11 protein-coding genes are annotated in these 16,184 nt (G+C 58.7%); 4 read left to right on the top strand and 7 right to left on the bottom strand.

The features are described from left to right. Positions 1-11 precede the first annotated feature (11 nt). From TR36_RS11065 to TR36_RS11040, 6 genes are all read right to left on the bottom strand, one after another. Positions 12-1,505, bottom strand: coding sequence for a M81 family metallopeptidase (locus TR36_RS11065; RefSeq protein WP_062763235.1), 1,494 nt, complete (start codon positions 1,503-1,505; stop codon positions 12-14). An 18-nt stretch (positions 1,506-1,523) separates the two neighbouring features. After that, the gene (locus TR36_RS11060) at positions 1,524-3,146 is read right to left on the bottom strand and encodes an ABC transporter ATP-binding protein (protein WP_045392551.1); all 1,623 of its coding nucleotides are present in this window, start codon (positions 3,144-3,146) and stop codon (positions 1,524-1,526) included. Positions 3,147-3,148: 2 nt separating this feature from the next. Continuing rightward, complete coding sequence (locus tag TR36_RS11055; RefSeq protein WP_045392553.1) at positions 3,149-4,018, bottom strand: ABC transporter permease; 870 nt, start codon at positions 4,016-4,018, stop codon at positions 3,149-3,151. After that, positions 4,018-4,959: an ABC transporter permease gene (locus tag TR36_RS11050; protein ID WP_045392555.1), complete on the bottom strand. Its 942-nt coding sequence runs from the start codon at positions 4,957-4,959 to the stop codon at positions 4,018-4,020. Before TR36_RS11050 ends, TR36_RS11055 begins: the two co-directional genes overlap by 1 nt. A 65-nt stretch (positions 4,960-5,024) precedes the next feature. Then, on the bottom strand, positions 5,025-6,611 hold the full coding sequence (locus tag TR36_RS11045) for an ABC transporter substrate-binding protein (RefSeq protein WP_062763233.1): 1,587 nt from the start codon (positions 6,609-6,611) through the stop codon (positions 5,025-5,027). 200 nt (positions 6,612-6,811) lie between these two features. After that, positions 6,812-7,612, bottom strand: a complete 801-nt coding sequence (locus TR36_RS11040; protein ID WP_045392559.1) for an IclR family transcriptional regulator — start codon at positions 7,610-7,612, stop codon at positions 6,812-6,814. Between the two features lie 251 nt (positions 7,613-7,863). Here TR36_RS11040 and TR36_RS11035 point away from each other — a divergent pair, with 251 nt between their 5' ends. From TR36_RS11035 to TR36_RS11025, 3 genes are read left to right on the top strand one after another with little or no spacing between them, the layout of a single operon-like run. Beyond that, the gene (locus tag TR36_RS11035) at positions 7,864-9,285 is read left to right on the top strand and encodes an amidase (protein WP_045392561.1); all 1,422 of its coding nucleotides are present in this window, start codon (positions 7,864-7,866) and stop codon (positions 9,283-9,285) included. A 2-nt stretch (positions 9,286-9,287) separates the two neighbouring features. Then, on the top strand, positions 9,288-10,868 hold the full coding sequence (locus TR36_RS11030; protein ID WP_045392564.1) for a gamma-glutamyltransferase: 1,581 nt from the start codon (positions 9,288-9,290) through the stop codon (positions 10,866-10,868). Next, complete coding sequence (locus TR36_RS11025; RefSeq protein ID WP_062763231.1) at positions 10,865-12,379, top strand: amidase; 1,515 nt, start codon at positions 10,865-10,867, stop codon at positions 12,377-12,379. Before TR36_RS11030 ends, TR36_RS11025 begins: the two co-directional genes overlap by 4 nt. A 112-nt stretch (positions 12,380-12,491) precedes the next feature. Here the strand turns inward: TR36_RS11025 and TR36_RS11020 are convergent, their stop codons facing one another. After that, complete coding sequence (locus tag TR36_RS11020) at positions 12,492-14,573, bottom strand: TonB-dependent receptor (RefSeq protein ID WP_045392570.1); 2,082 nt, start codon at positions 14,571-14,573, stop codon at positions 12,492-12,494. 401 nt (positions 14,574-14,974) lie between these two features. On the opposite strand from TR36_RS11020, the gene TR36_RS11015 reads away from it, so the two are divergent. Next, complete coding sequence (locus TR36_RS11015) at positions 14,975-16,180, top strand: isochorismate synthase MenF (protein ID WP_062763229.1); 1,206 nt, start codon at positions 14,975-14,977, stop codon at positions 16,178-16,180. Positions 16,181-16,184 lie beyond the last annotated feature (4 nt).

Here is a 16,184-nt window from a genome sequence, read left to right as displayed (position 1 = left end):
TGCGGCCTCCTTCATATAATATCTTCAGTTTTAAACGCGGGGCCCATCGCGCCAAGACGGATACCGGGCCGAAGATGCCGCCAGGGCAGATCTTTGGGATCGACCGCCATCGGTCCGGGGGCGGCGCAGGTCAGCAGATGCGCCGCAATCGGCTCAAAATCCGCCCGGAAATGGACCGAGCTTTTGACAATAAGGATCGGTTCATTCTCGGGCTCGATGCGGACCTGCCGGAACATGTCGCGATCCGCCATCTGCGCCTTGGCCGAAACGACCACGATACGCAGCCGCCCTACCCTCAAACACGCCGATGGCCCCATGCTCATTTTCTTGCCGCGATAATAGGGGCCGGCAGCAATGAAATTTCCGTCAGAAAGAGCTTCCACCGCAAAGGTCGCGATAAAGGGGGCGTCGCCGGGAACGCCAGATTGACCGCCCAGTGCAATGGTTAAGGCCCCTCTTTCACCCACACGATGCGACGCCAAGGCCGCTTCCGGATCATAAAGGTTTCCTATGGCACCCGCTGCATCCGCCGCCACCATTGCCCTGATCATTCCGGTCGTATCGCTGTCTGCACCGGCGCCGGGATTGTCCTGCGTATCTGCAATGACAATTGGCCCTTTGGCAGAACCCGACAGGCGAATGGCCTCTGCCACACCCTCTTCAGGGGCCCATACCTTGCCGCAGAATTGAGGCTCGGCGGCAATCACGGCAGCCAGCATCTCGTCTGCCACGCCATCTGCTTTCGGGCCATAGGCCAGAACGGTCATCTGGCATTCTGCAAAATCAGCAGCGGGGAACCCCATATTGAAGCTTACATCATGGCTATCGTCTGCCAGTTTGGCCAGTTTGGCATATAATTCCCTTGCAGGTTCGGCTGTCGTGCATTGCCATGCAATCGCAGAGAGGTAAGGCGCGATACGCATCGCCTTTGCAGGTCGATCCCCCCCCAGCATTCGCGACAAAGCCCGGGCACCGCGCAACCCCGTTTCAGCCATATCGACATGCGGATAGGTTCGATAGCTTTCCAGCACGTCTGCCATCCTGAACATCAGATCCGTCACATTGGCATGCAGATCCAGGCAGACAACGATCGGTACATCCGGCCCGATTTTCTGGCGAAGGCGTTTCAGCAACTCACCTTCACCATCATCCAGGTGTTCTGTCACCATCGCGCCGTGCAGATCCAGAAACACTCCATCCAGCGGCATTGCCGAAGCAATCCGGTCAATGATGTCGCCCGCAATACGCTCGAATGCATCCTCGGTCACATGCGCTGAGGGTGAGGTTGCCGCAAACAGCGTCGGCACCAAGGACCAATCCTGCTGCTGGCCATACCGGATACAGCCGGAGATGGCCCCGTTCACATGGCCAAGTTCCGAAATGATCTCCGTGCCAGACAACATCCTCCCAGATCCGCCACCACTGACAAAATCTTCATACGTGGCTTTGGTTGGCGCAAAAGTATTGGTTTCATGTAGAAAACCGCCAATGGCGATACGGGGCACAGATGCTCTCCTTGATAATCAGGCAACAACGGCACGAAAGTTCGGGAAATCCCAATCCCGACCTGGGGCGGCGGTCAGCAGCGTTCGGGTATATTCGTGCTGGGGATTGCCCAGAACACGGGCAGTATCGCCATATTCGACAACCTCGCCACGCCGCATGACAGCCACCTCGTCACAGATCTGCGCCGCAACGCGCAGGTCATGGGTGATGAACAGGATCGCGATCCGCGTCCGCTCCTGAATCTCGGTCAGCAGGTCCAGTACCTGCGCCTGGACCGAGACATCCAGGGCAGAGACGGCCTCATCCGCGACCAATAGCTCCGGCTCCATCGCCAAGGCGCGGGCGATGGCAATACGTTGGCGTTGCCCGCCAGAAAACATATGGGGATATCGCTTGGCTGCCTCGGGCGGCATTCCCACCAGATCCAGCAGTTCGGCCGCCTTGGCCTTGGCATCAGCGCGGGAAACGCCGTAGTTCATTGGCCCCTCGATAATGCTCTCCTCGATGGACAGCCGCGGGTTCAATGAACGGTATGGGTCCTGAAAGACCATCTGGAGCTTTTTGCGGAACGGATGCAGGCCGCTCGGCGTAAGATCCGCAATCTGCTGCCCCCCCACACGAATGCCACCCGAGCTTGGATCGATCAGCCGCATGACGCAGCGCGCAACCGTTGACTTCCCCGAACCGCTCTCTCCGACGATCCCGAGAGTACGGCCCACCTTCAAGTCAAGCGTCACGTCCTTGGCGGCATGTGTGCCCACAGCTTTGGATAGAAACTTGCCGCCGCCATAGATCTTGTTGAGACCCGTCAGTTGCAGGGCGATCGTGCGGCTGGTTTCCGGACGTGCGGGCCGTGGAACCAAGGGCGGAACAGACCGAAGCAGTTTTTTGGTATATTCCATGGCCGGTTTTGACAGGATATCCATCACCGGCCCGCTCTCGACCATATCGCCCTTGTTCATTACATAGACACGGTCGGCAATCTCGGCCACTACGCCCATATCATGGGTGATGAACAGGACTGCCGTCCCGTGCCGCGTCTGCAATTCTTTGATCAAGCGCAAAATCTGCTGTTGCGTGGTTACATCCAGCGCAGTCGTGGGTTCATCCGCGATCAGCAATCGTGGTTCAAGGATCAGTGCCATCGCGATCATGATCCGCTGCCGCTGTCCGCCTGACAACTGGTGCGGATAGCTGCGGGCAATCCGTTCGATATTCGGCAGGCCGACCTGTTCCAGGATACCCATCACCTTCGCATGGCTTGCGGCGTTCGAAAGCTTGGTATGCGCCGACAGGACCTCCTCGATCTGCTCCCCGACCTTCATGACCGGGTTGAGCGCGGTCATCGGTTCCTGAAATACCATCGACATGCGTGTCGCGCGCCGGTCACGTAATTCCGTCGGCGTCAGCGACAAAAGGTTTTCACCATCCAGCAGGATTTCACCACTGGTCACCTTCAGTGACCCTTTGGGCAGAAGGCCCATTGTCGCCAGGGAGCTGACGGATTTGCCCGATCCGGATTCCCCCACCAGACAAACCGTTTCCCCGGCGTCGATGGTAATGGAAATATCGCGCACGACCGAGGCGCCGTCCGGTGCGTCGATGGCAACCGTAAGATTACGGATTTCCAGAACGGCCATACTCAGGACTCCCTCTTTCCCATGCGTGGATCCAGCGCATCACGCGCCCAGTCCCCAAGCAGGTTGATTGCAAGGATACACATCGACAGTGCAAACCCCGGCCAGAAAATCAGTTCGGGTTTGAGCCGGAAATAGATCCGGGTCTCGGCCATGATATTGCCCCAGGTCGGAGTTTCGGTTGAAACCCCCGCACCCAGAAAAGACAGGATCGCCTCTGTCAGGATGGCAGACGCACAGACATAGGTTGCCTGCACCGTCAACGGGGCGAAGGTATTCGGCATCAGATGGCGCCACAAAATCCGCGGCAGCGAGGTGCCCATGGAGATTGCCGCCTCTACATAAGGCTCTTCCCGCGCCGACAGCACGATGGATCGCACCAGCCGCACGACACGTGGAATTTCCGGAATCGTGATGGCAAGCATCACCGTCCAGATGTTCGCCCCGATCAGGGATACGATGGCAATGGCCAGCAAGACAGAAGGCATCGCCATGAGGCCGTCCATGATACGCATGATGATCGCATCGGCCACCCTGAAGAAGCCCGAGACAAGGCCGATTGCCAGCCCGATCACCACCGCCAGGATGGTGACGCATATTCCGATCGTCAGCGATATCCGCGCGCCCCAGATCACCCGGCTCAGAAGGTCTCGGCCATAATTATCCGTACCCAGCAGATACTCTGCCGACGGTGGCTTCAGGCGCATGACGGGATTCTGCTGGATCGGATCATGCGGGGCCACCCAAGGCGCAAAAATTGCTGCCAGGATGATCACGAAAAGCACCAGTGCGGCGATCATGGGCGCCACGCCGATCTTTACCCCGATAAGACGTGTCGAAAGCGGAAGCGCTGCACGCATAGTTTTCTCGGCCATCAGTAACGGATCCTTGGATCGAGAAGTGAATAGGACAGGTCGATCAGCAGGTTGATCAGGACGTAAACCCCCGATGTCAGCAGGATCAAAGCCTGAATGACCGGATAGTCCCGTGCGAAAATGCTATCGACCGTCAACCGTCCCAGACCGGGAATGTTGAACACGCTTTCGGTGACCACCACGCCCGAAATTAGCAAGGCAAATCCGGTGCCGATCACGGTCATGACCGGCACAGCCGCGTTGCGCAGCGCATGACGGAACAGGACACGACGTTCCGCCAGTCCTTTGGCGCGGGCCGTGCGGACATAGTCCTCTCCCAAGACATCGAGCAGGCTGGCCCGTGTCATCCGCGCGATCAGGGCGATATAGATGGAGGATAGAGTCAACGACGGCAGAATTGCCCGCACCGCGAAGCCCGACAGGTTCTGCGACGGGGCCAGATAACCCTGTACGGGCAGAATCCCCAGATCAAGCGCGAATAATTTGATAAGAAGGTAACCGATAACAAAGACGGGTATGGAAAACCCCAGCACCGAAAATGTCATCACCACATGATCGATCCAGCTACGATGCTTCCACGCGGCAAGAACGCCCATCGGCACGGCCACCACAACCGACAGCGTGATGGTGATCAGGGCAATCCAGATAGTCGGCCACATCCGATCCGTCACCAAGTCTATGACCGGCTGGTTCGAGATAAGCGAAATTCCAAAATCACCGCGCAGCAGATTGACGATCCAGTTGAAGAACTGCACCAGCAGCGGGTCGTTTAGTCCCAGGGTGGTCCGGATTTTCTCCAACTGTTCGGGGGTTGCCATATCGCCGGCAATCACTGCGGCAGGATCACCGGGGGTGAGGCGCAGCAGCAGGAAAACAAAAACCGCAACAACCAGCATTACCGGAATGGATGCCAGAATACGGCGGATTAAATAGGTAGGCATCTCGGCTCCCTCTTATCGAAGACCCCCGGCCATGCACTACGGCCGGGGCTGTATCGCGGGCTGTGTCAGCCCTGCTTCTCCACGCCCCAGAAAATCGGGAACGGGGCTTCTTCGACGCCGGTCAATGTATCACTCCAAGCGGATGGGCTGAAATATTGGCCAAGATGAATGTAGTTCACGTTCTCCATGACATGTGCCTGAATTTTTTGGGCAATGCCTTTCTGGTCGTCCAGTGCCGAGGCGGAGGCAAAATCATCCAGCAGGGTATTGATCTCCGGATCTGTCGGCCATCCGAACCAGGCATCATCGCCCCGCCCCGGCAGCATGATGTTACCCAGAGGATTGGACACTTCGGGCACGATCCAGTTGGTAAAGAACAGGTTCCAGCCCCCTTCGGCGGGCGGAGCTTGGCTGGCACGGCGGGTCACCAGAGTTTGCCAGTCCATCGGCTGCATATCGACGTTGAAACCGGCTTCCCGCAGGGCCTGGGCCGCAACAACGGGTTGCGCGGTCAGGGTGACCACATCCGTGGGCTGCATCAGCACAACCGGGGTGCCGTCATAACCCGCTTCTTCCAGCAGTGCCTTGGCGGCCTCGATATCTCCGCCAGATGTCAGGCTTTCCGATCCATCGTCGAATTCAAGCGGTGTGCCACAGCCAAAGATCGCGCCGCAAACCTTGAAATAATCGGGGTTTCCGATCAATGCCGTCAGTACATTTTCCTGGCTCAATGCCAATTTGGCAGCCTGACGGATCTTGGGATTGTCGAACGGAGGGTAAAGGAAGTTCATCCGGCCGATGGAGACAGACCCGAGCGGCGAGAGCACCGCCGTCTGGACGCCCGGCATACCCTCCAGCAGTGGCAGAAGATCGACCGGCACCGCCTCCAGATAGTCGATTTCCCCGTTCATCAGCGCATTGAGCGAGGTCTGCGCGTCAGGCATCGTCACCCATTCCACGCGGTCAACCTTCACGACCTTGGCACCGGCTGCGGCGCTTTGCGGGCCTTCGGCAGGCACGTAGTCGTCGAATTTCTCGTAGACGACCTTCACACCCGGCTGGAATTCATCCTGAACAAACTTGAACGGGCCGGAGCCGATCATTTCCGGAATCGGCTCATCCGCCGGCAGGCTAGCCAAGCGTTCCGGCATCATGAACAGCGCCAGACCGGACGGTTTGCCCATTGCATCCAAAGTATAGGAAAAAGGCTCGGTCAGGGTCAGGGCAAAGCTCTTGTCCCCGGTCGGCTCCAGCGATGCCATGCGGTCGGCAATCATCTGGCCCCCGCTGTCGCGCTGCATCCAGCGCTTGATGGAAGCAATGCAATCGGCCGGAGTCACCTCCCCCCCGTCATGCCATTTCAACCCGTCACGCAGGGTGAATGTATAGGTCAGCTGATCATCCGAAATCTCGAACGATGCCATCTGCGGCTGCACCACGAAATCCGCGTCCATCGCGACCAGCGTGTCAAACACCATAAAGGCGTTATCACGTGTGATATGTGCGGTTGTCAGCACCGGGTCCAGCACCCGCAGGCCCGAATGCATCACGGCCGTGATCGTCGTTTCGGCAAAGGTGGGCAAAGCCGTGGTCAATGTCAGGGCTGTGGCAGCGGCAATCCCGTTGCGCAGGCCACGCAGATTAACGGTCATAATGTACCTCTCTGTTGACGTGGGGAAACTTTGTGCTTCCGTCCCGGTTTGCCCGGGGATGTGCCTACAGAACGGCATGGGTTCCGGCGAACCCCAAACAAAACCTCCTTTAATCATGGAATTTTTTTCATCCGCCCAATATTTGTACATCCGCCGCCCATGCGACCTGATGCACCAGATATTGCGCGGAATTTACTACCTCAGGCGTGGCTGATGGCACGTACCGTCTGCATCAGGGCGGGGGCCATGGCCTGCTCGAATGCCTCCGGGCTCCAATCCGATACAAGCGCCGTGATCGTAACGCTGCCCAAGGGTATTCCCGACGGCCCCGATACCGCCGCGGCAATTGCCACCTCTCCCATAAGCAGTTGTTCCAAGGCTACCGCATAGCCCTGCTTACGGCATTGATGTACCTTATCCATAAGGGCATTTTCATCCACAATGGTGCGCGGTGTATGCTGGATGCGGTCCGAACGCCGGATGATATCGCGAACGGTTTCGTCCGGAAGTTTCGACATTGCTGCCCAACCGGCCGAGGTACAATAGGCAGGCACGCTTAGCCCAACCAGCAGATCATGAAGCCTTTTCCGTTCGGGTTGCACACGCGATACATATACAAGACGCAAATCATCGAACAATGACAGGTCCACACGCTCATTCACCGCGCCCCGCAACTCCAGCAGATAGGGAACGGCACGCTGATTGAGGCTGTCCAGCCGCATCGCATCCAAAGCATGGTCATAGATCCTGATGCCGGGAATGAACCCCCGGTCGTGACGATCCCGCCGTATATATCCCATCTTGCGCAGCGTATGGACAAGCCGCTGCGTCGTGGAGCGATCTAGATCTGCTGCGCGTGCAATCTCGCTCAGGCTAAGGGGATGTTCTGCCGCGTGAAAGCTGGACAGAACTGCCATAGCCCGCCCGACAGACCGTACGAAGAGCGCATCGTTTTCAGCTTCGTCTTCCACATGCGCGGTACGGGAAACATAATTGATCACAAGATAACCCCTCGGTTCCTGTTCGATTGCAGACACTTTGCATTCAAACCCTGCCTTAAAAATAGTCGTGAGGCTTCTGATGAACGCATCGGGCTGTTTATACCTGCCTATACCCTAGGCAAATCATTTACCGGTCTCGGATGATCACCTTACAATTGGACTGTATCACTATGCAATACGCCACGTGTGATTCCGCTGACCATACATCGGTGTGATCCTGCGTGCAGCTCACCAGTGAATGAGGATTCAAAATGACCGCCCCACCTGCATTGTACGAGATGTCTGCCACGGAACTGGTTGACGCATATCGTGCCGGAACCCTGTCACCCGTCGATGTCACCAAGGCGGTGATCGCGCAAATAGATCGTTGCGAACCCCACATCCACGCATTTTACCTGTTCGATCCCCAAGGTGCGCTGGAAATGGCCAAGGCCTCCGAGGCACGATGGCAAAAAGGTAAACAACTGGAAACAGACGGCATCTGCATTGATGGCGTTCCTACGACCATCAAGGAGAATATCGCCACGATTGGTAGCCCCTGCCCTATCGGCAGCGCAGCCACCCCGCTTATCCCCGCGCCCCGGGATGCACCACCCGCTGCCCGCCTGCGAGAGGCAGGCGCAGTTATCCTCGGCAAGACCACGATGCCGGAATTCGGCGCCATGTCATCCGGTCTTTCCAGTCTGCATAAGCTGACGCGCAATCCATGGAACCTTGCGATGAACCCGGGCGGCTCATCTGCCGGTGCAGGCGCCGGAGGTGCGGCTGGATACGGCCCCTTGCATATCGGTACAGACATTGGCGGCTCGGTCCGGTTTCCTGCAACATGGAACGGTTTGGTCGCCTTGAAACCCAGCTTGGGACGCATCCCGATCGATCCACCCTATATGGGGCGTTGTGCGGGTCCCATGACCCGGACGGTACAGGATGCGGCACTGATGATGGGCGTTCTGTCCCGACCGGACCCGGAACAGCGGGATTACCGGAACCTGCCCCCCGCCAGCATTCCATGGCTTGATCTGGAAATGGACCTGACAGGGGTCAAGATTGGCCTGCAGCTTGAACCGGGCTGCGGTATGGATGTGGACCCTGAAGTTATTCCCCCTGTCGTTGCCGCAGCAGACATGTTCGCGGCTGCAGGGGCCATCGTGGAGCGGATAGATCCATGGATGACACCGGAACTGCTGGGCGGGCTGGACCGGTTCTGGATGATCCGCGCAGCACATGACCTTGCGGCCCTGTCGGACGAACAACGGCAAAAGGTACTGCCCCTGTTTCTGGAATATGCCGAACCGGGCGCCGCATTCACCGGACTTCAGGCCTTCGCTGCCTATTCGGCCACCGTCGAGATACGGCGGCTGACCATCGCCGCCACCAAACGGTTTGATTTCATTCTTTCGCCGCTTTCGCCGCATATCAGCTTTCCCGCGGAATGGGGGCATCCGACGAACGACCCAAAACGTGCGATGGAACACATCAGTTATACCGTGGCCTATAACATCAGTGAACAGCCTGTGGCGAGCCTGCCCTGCGGCTACGATTCAAACAATGTGCCGCTTGGCCTGCAGATCGCAGGTCAACGGTTTGACGATATCGGCGTTCTGCGAATGGCGCATGCCTATGAAAAGCTGCGCCCTGCGATGCGTCCCTTTCCCATGAATATCGGAGGTTAACCATGGCCGGATCCTTTTCACGAAGCCAGATCGTCGCAAAGCCGGGCGTCGTCTCCGTAGCCGGCGGCGTCGTTGCCGCCCAGCATGTTCTGGCAGCGGAAGCAGGCGCGGCGGTACTTGCAGCCGGCGGAGATGCCGTGGATGCAGCCGTCGCCACCAGCTTTGCCATGGGCGTGCTGGAACCCTGGATGTCGGGGCCGATGGGCGGCGGTGCGATGATGCTGTGGCGCGCGGGCGAGGAGCGCGCGTACGCCCTGAACTATGGAATGCGCGCGTCGGCCTTCTTGGACGCAAATCATTACCCCCTGTCGGGCGCAGGTAAGGCATCGGATCTGTTTCCATGGGAGACTGTTGTCGAGGATCGGAACATCATCGGCGGCAGTTCGGTCGCGGTGCCCGGTACCGTGGCGGGAATTGCGGCGGCACATGGCCGGTTCGGCAGGATGCCTTGGGCCGAACTGCTGGCCCCAGCCATCAAATATGCAAAACAGGGAATGCAGATCGACTGGTACGCAGCCCTGATCATCGCATCGGCCGCAAAGGATCTGGCCAAGGACCCGGATGCCGCACGCATGTTTCTGGATGAAGGGCAGTGGCCCAAAACATTCGGCTGGACCGCCCTTTCAGATGTGCGGCTGGACCAGTCCGGAATGGCTGCAACCCTGGAGCATCTGGCCTTGGCAGGGGCTGCCGATTTCTACGAAGGTGACATTGCAGCGGCTCTGGTACGCGATGTGTCAGACAAAGGCGGTTTCCTGACGGCCGACGATCTGGCCGGTTATCAGGCCGAATGGTCGGATCCTTTGATCATTCCCTATCGTCAGGGACATATCTTCGCAGTTCCCGGGCTGACCGCCGGACCGACGCTAGCTGATGCCGTAAGCCAATGGCAATCCGAATACCCGGCCTCCGAAGCTGAAACCCCTTCTGCCTACGTTGCCCGCGCAGGTGCGATCCGCGCCGCATACGAGCGCCGCCTGTCGGAAATGGGTGACCACGAGGCCGCCAAGGCACCGGGCTGCACCACCCATTTTTCCGTCGTGGATCACGATGGCAACATGGTGTCCATGACACAGACACTTCTGTCGGTGTTCGGGTCCCGGACAGTCTCCCCTTCTACCGGGCTGCTGCTGAACAATGGCATCATGTGGTTCGACCCCGAACCGGGGAAGAGCAACTCGCTGGCCGCGGGCAAACGGTGCCTGATGAACGTCTGCCCTGTCGTGGGGCGGAATGGCGACCGGACCTTTGCCTTGGGCGCGTCCGGCGGGCGCAAGATCATGCCTGCCGTGGGCCAGATTGCCGCACAGCTTCTGGAGACGCCTGCAACCCTGCAGCAGGCCATCGAGGCACCCAGAATGGACGCGTCCGGTGGCCCGCTGGTGGTGGCCGACGAACGGCTGGAAGGTCCGGTTACTGAAGCGCTTTCGAAAAACTGGCAGATTACCACCGCCAAACGGCTTCCCTTCCCACTTGCCTTTGCCTGCCCGGCAGCGGTGCTGCGAGAGGGTGGTCTGAATTCCGGCACCACCGAAACATTTTCGCCTTGGGGCGATGCCGTATCCGAAGGAGCAGCCGAATGACCCCTATTGCCCCGTTTCCCTCTAACCCCGCCGACCTTACGGCCATACAGGCACGTCGCCTGATCGCCCGCAAACAACTTTCGCCTGTTGAACTGGCCGATGCCTGCATTGCCCGTGTGGAGGGGGTGGATCACGCGCTGAATGCCATGCCGGTCCGTGATTTTGACAGGCTGCGTGCAGGGGCCATTGCTGCAGAAACAGCCGTGGCAGCCGGACAGCGACTTGGCCCGCTTCATGGACTGCCGGTTGCGATAAAGGATATGGAGGATGTTGCGGGCTTGCCTACCACATTCGGCTCGCTGGCCTTTCGAGATAATATTCCAAAGGTAAACGGGCCTCCGGTCACCGCACTGGTTGCTGCGGGCGCTTTGCCGATGGGGAAAACCAATGTGCCTGAATGGAGCGCCGGAGCGAATTCCCGCAACCTCGTCTATGGTGCCACCGCCAATCCTTATGATGTCACGAAAACCTGCGCAGGTTCCTCCGGTGGTTCGGCGGTGGCACTGGCCTGCGGATATGCGCCGCTGGCCAGCGGCTCGGATATGGGCGGATCGCTGCGCAACCCTGCGGCCCATTGCGGAGTGGTCGGGTTCCGCCCCAGCCCCGGCGTGGTCCCCGGAGAGGCGCGGGCGACCGCCATGATCCCGCTTTCGACATCTGGCCCTATGGCCCGCAACGTCGCCGATGCCGGACTGATGCTCTCTGTCATGTCACGTCCGGGCCGCAATGATCCCTATTCCATAGAGGTCGATGGCCGCACACCATGGAACCCTGCAGGGTTCGCTACGCTGCCGCCGGTCGACCTATCCTCGCTCAAGGTGGCCGCAACCGAGGATTTCGGGTTCGCGCCTACTGAAACGACGGTCCGCGCGCATTTTCGCAAGGCATTGAGCCAGCTTGCCCCGACATTCGGCATTCTGGATGAGGCGTCGCCAGACTGCCATGATGCCGACCGGATTTTCGGTGTGCTGCGTGGAATATCCTTTCTGGGGGTGCATGCAGACCTTCTGGATCGCGTTCCGGCCCATGTCGGCCCGAACGTCAGGGACAATGTATTGGAAGGACGCAGCTATTCCGCTGAAGATGTTGCAAAGGCGATCTTTGCCCAGGGCGCCTGCCATCGACGGTGGGAGGCCTTTTTCACAGATTGGGACATCCTGATTTCGCCTGCCATCACCGTTAGCCCCCGCCCGTGGAGAGAGCTTTATCCAACGGAAATCGATGGGAAACCGACGAAGACCTATTATCACTGGCTGGCACTGTCCTATGCCACGACCATTGCAGGCCTGCCCTCCATCTCCATTCCTTGCGGTCATGATGACAAGGGAATGCCGTTCGGTTTGCAGATCGTAGGGCGCCGCAATGACGATTTGCGAGTACTGGCCGTCGCTGCGGAGATTGAGGCGGTGATTGCCGGGACAACCGACCTATCCCCCCGTGCACCGAACATATCGATGCTGAAAGCCGCACTGCCCATTACCGAGGCGGAGGGGTTCTGGACCTTTGACTAAGGATAAGAAATGCGGGGCGGCCCAGACCACCCCGCATTTACTGTCAAACGATGACAATCATCTTTCATGAAGATCACCGGACGGATCCAACCATCCGGTGCAAGGGTGGGCCTCAGAACTGGACCTTTACGCCCACCCCGATTTCGCGAGGCTCGACCATTGTAGCCTCGTAACCGGCGATTGTACGGCTATAGCGCATGCTGGTCACAGCATCTTCGTCGAACAGGTTGTTGACATAGCTGTACAACTGCAGGTTGTTGCGGGGCGAATATACGATCCGGGCATCGGCGACGGTATAGGAGTCTACAAACGCTGCAGACAGATTGTCATCATCCGAATAGTACGACCCGCTGTGACGGACGTTGCCGCTGACGCTCAGGTCCGGACGGGCCTGCCAGTCAACACTCAGGCTGATCGTCTGGCTTGGCGCGCGGCCAAAGCTGTTGCCGGTGTAATCGCTGGTCGCGCTGGTGAACTCGTCGATCTCTGTCTCCAGCAGGCCCACGCTGCCCTGGATCCGCAAGGTATCCGTTGCGGCCAGATCGAAACCAAGCTCCAGCCCGTAAGAGTGGGCCTTCTCGGCATTGACGGTGACCGCCTCGTAATACCCGTCCACCGCCTCGGAGGTGACATAACGCTGCATGTCGTTGAAGTCGGTGTAGAACAGGTTGGCCGTCAGCCCGAGCCGGTTATCAAGCACCTCGGTCCGCGCGAACAGCTCGTAATCGACTGATGTTTCTTCGTCGAATTCGACCCATTCCTGCGAGGTCAGGCCCAGGGTGACACCACCTGGGTTATACCCCTTGGAAACCATTGCCCCGATCGTCGTGCGGTCATTCACATCATACGAAAGGCTAAGCTTCGGCAACCACGCATCGAATGTCTTGTCATAGTCCAGATCATCAGACGTGAACGGGCTGGAACCCAGCCGTTGCACATTATCATTCTGATAGCGAAGCGATCCGCCCAAATTCCAGCGGTCCGCAAAACGGTAGTTGACCGCGCCGAAGATGCCGGTGCTGTCCTTGGTATCGTCAAAGGTCGAGGTTCCCGAGAGCGATAGCGTCTCGTCGCTTTCGGTATGCGAAACGAACATTCCGAAGACACCGCTGATCACGTCAGCCTCGTTTCCGAACGCAAGGCGCGTCTCGTTCGAAATATTGGTCTGGTCAAGATACGCGCTCCCAGACGTGGAGGGCGAGGTGGTCCGGGTCGTATCCATGGACGAATATTGCAGCTGGTTGGTCAGCGTGATGCCATTGTCGAACGCATAGCTGACATCGGCAACGGTGGTATTCGTCACCTGCTTCCAGCTCGGGTTCGATGTAACGGTGCTCTCGTAATCCGAATAGTCACCGCTGGCCGCTTCCCATGTCGGACGGTTGTTATCCGTATGGGTGAAGGTCAGCTTCGCCGTGAGGGACGGCATTTCGGACGGTTGCCAAAGCAGCTTGGCCCGTGCGGTTTTCGAATAATAGTCCTGGTCGGTATCGCCCATCGAAAACGCAGAATTCGTGTAGTCGATATAGTTGTCACGCGCGGTATAGTCATAGGTGAAGCGTGCAGCGACATCATTGGCAACCTGACCGGATGCCATGATCGACGCACGGCGCTGGCCACCGGTACCTACCTCGGTCTGGATGGCTCCCTCGGGGGTGAAGGTCGGATCCTTGGTCTTGATGACAAGCGCGCCGGCAATACTGTTCGCCCCTTGGCTCACGGTTTGCGGACCGCGGAACAGCTCCACGCTTTCAACATCCCACAACGAGGTCGTCGAATAAACGATTTCGTTGTAGCTCAGGTAGTGTCCATCGACGTTGACCGCGAGACGCGGCGCGGAACCGCCGAAAAAGGCCGTTGCACCCGAATTCGGGCCTTCGCTGTTCTGCCCCCGGATCGTTGGCGTTCCATCCTGTCCGCCCGAGGCAGGCGACGTGATGTTCGCCATGCCTTTGATGATGTCATTGACGGATTCGGTTCCCTTGCGTTCCTCGATATCTTCAGCGGAAACGGCAGTAACGGATGCGGCGGTCCGCTGCAGACTGCGGGTAAGCTTGTCCCCCGTGATCTGGATTGTCCCCAGAGAATAGACATCCCCGGAGCTGTCCTGCGCCATTACCGAAACCGGTGTCAGAACGCATAGTGCCGAAATACTGACACCACCCAAAAGCCCTGCGACTCGCCGCGTTTTCATGCTTGATACCCTGCATTGATTGCGGCTGGCTGCTAATGGCTGGCGACTGATTTGAACGATCCTGCACGCTGCTGTGCATTTCGTGATAGGCGCGTGATACGCGCGTCGGGTGGCTATTGTAATAATAGTTGATATAAATACTAAGGTTGTGCTAAAAAAACCACACACCCTGCGAATACCGTCAGCGGCATACCTTACTGTTTTTATAAATTATCACTTGAACCCGCTGATTCTGCATGTCATTCAGGGCGCAGGCAGCCAGGCTCTGACAGAGCATGTTTGAATCACCACGTTCTAAAGCGGTCGTTTCAAACCAGCAAAAACCCATAGAATTAAACGCCAGCGCATCGGGCATTCCCAAGATCAGACCATGATCCTGCGCCGATTACTGAGGCATTTGTATGACCCTGCCCTTTTCAAATCCCGTCCCCGCGGAAAAGCTATCGCCCGTTCCGGAGCAACCCTTCGCGTTTCGCAACAGCAACCGGCTGATCTGTGCAAAAGGCCCGGTGCAGCAGATTGCCCGCGGACCATCCACCACAATCGGCGATCGCGTCGCAGGGTTCTTTGCCGGCCCCAAGGACGGGGCAATAATGGGCGGAGCGCTGCCCTTCGATAATTCCGCAGAGGATTATCTTTGGCACGCCAAGGACGCCGAAGGCACATGGTTGCCAGACATGAAGCGCCCCGCGCCAGTGATCCCGGCCACGGCCGCCGCGGCTCCGCGATCCGAACCCCTGGCGCGGGACTATATGCAGATGGTGTCACGGGCCCTCGATATTCTGCGGGCAGAAGAAAAACGACCGGACGGGCTAAGCAAGATCGTTCTGGCGCGCACCCTATTGTTGCAACAGCCGCAAAATATCATTCTGGCCGACGTGTTGCAGCAACTGGCGGAAGATACGTCGGTTACAGCGTTTCAGGTTGCACTGCCCCCACGCGCAGGGGACGTTGCACCCCGCGCGCTGGTCGGTGCCACGCCGGAATTGCTATTGCGCAAACGGGGCGCTGCAATTTCGTCGCACCCCTTGGCAGGGTCAGCCAAGCGTCTGGAGGACAGCACTGCCGATGCCGCGGCCGCGCATGACCTGAGCCGCTCCGACAAGGATCGCCACGAACATGCACTGGTGGTCGAATACATTCTGGATACGCTGGCCCCCTATTGCCATCAGTTGGGGGCGCCCGATGGTACGACCCTGACCACAACGCGGTCGATGTGGCATATCGGGACGTTCATCGAGGGCATCCTGAAGGACCCGGAAACACCTGCGATCGTACTCGCCTCGCTCTTGCACCCCACTCCCGCCGTCTGCGGCCTTCCCTGCCAACGGTCGGCCGACCTGATCCGTGACTTGGAGCCGGTTTCCCGTGACTTCTACGCAGGTGCCGTCGGCTGGTGCGACCGGCAGGGGGACGGCGCATGGTATGTGGCCATCCGGTGTGCCGAGATCTGCGGCGCGCAGGCCCGGCTGTATGCAGGGGCGGGCATTGTTCTCGGCTCCGAACCCTATGCAGAGGCAGCGGAAACCGGCGCGAAATTCGGCGCCCTTCTGGCAGCATTCGGATTGCCCCGGGATGCGGCACTTCACGAACTCGAACAACTCTAAGGAT

This window comes from Falsirhodobacter sp. alg1, assembly GCF_000739715.2.
GTDB lineage: Bacteria > Pseudomonadota > Alphaproteobacteria > Rhodobacterales > Rhodobacteraceae > Falsirhodobacter.
The sequence above is the reverse complement of the archived record's forward strand: the minus strand, read 5'-3'. Positions and strand labels throughout refer to the sequence as shown.

Excerpts from the sequence above, each read along its gene's own strand:
- TR36_RS11045 (WP_062763233.1), bottom strand. The coding sequence starts at position 6,611 with ATGACCGTTAATCTGCGTGGCCTGCGCAACGGGATTGCCGCTGCCACA.
- TR36_RS11050 (WP_045392555.1), bottom strand. The coding sequence starts at position 4,959 with ATGCCTACCTATTTAATCCGCCGTATTCTGGCATCCATTCCGGTAATG.
- TR36_RS11015 (WP_062763229.1), top strand. The coding sequence starts at position 14,975 with ATGACCCTGCCCTTTTCAAATCCCGTCCCCGCGGAAAAGCTATCGCCC.
- TR36_RS11035 (WP_045392561.1), top strand. The coding sequence starts at position 7,864 with ATGACCGCCCCACCTGCATTGTACGAGATGTCTGCCACGGAACTGGTT.
- TR36_RS11055 (WP_045392553.1), bottom strand. The coding sequence starts at position 4,018 with ATGGCCGAGAAAACTATGCGTGCAGCGCTTCCGCTTTCGACACGTCTT.
- TR36_RS11025 (WP_062763231.1), top strand. The coding sequence starts at position 10,865 with ATGACCCCTATTGCCCCGTTTCCCTCTAACCCCGCCGACCTTACGGCC.
- TR36_RS11060 (WP_045392551.1), bottom strand. The coding sequence starts at position 3,146 with ATGGCCGTTCTGGAAATCCGTAATCTTACGGTTGCCATCGACGCACCG.
- TR36_RS11030 (WP_045392564.1), top strand. The coding sequence starts at position 9,288 with ATGGCCGGATCCTTTTCACGAAGCCAGATCGTCGCAAAGCCGGGCGTC.
- TR36_RS11020 (WP_045392570.1), bottom strand. The coding sequence starts at position 14,573 with ATGAAAACGCGGCGAGTCGCAGGGCTTTTGGGTGGTGTCAGTATTTCG.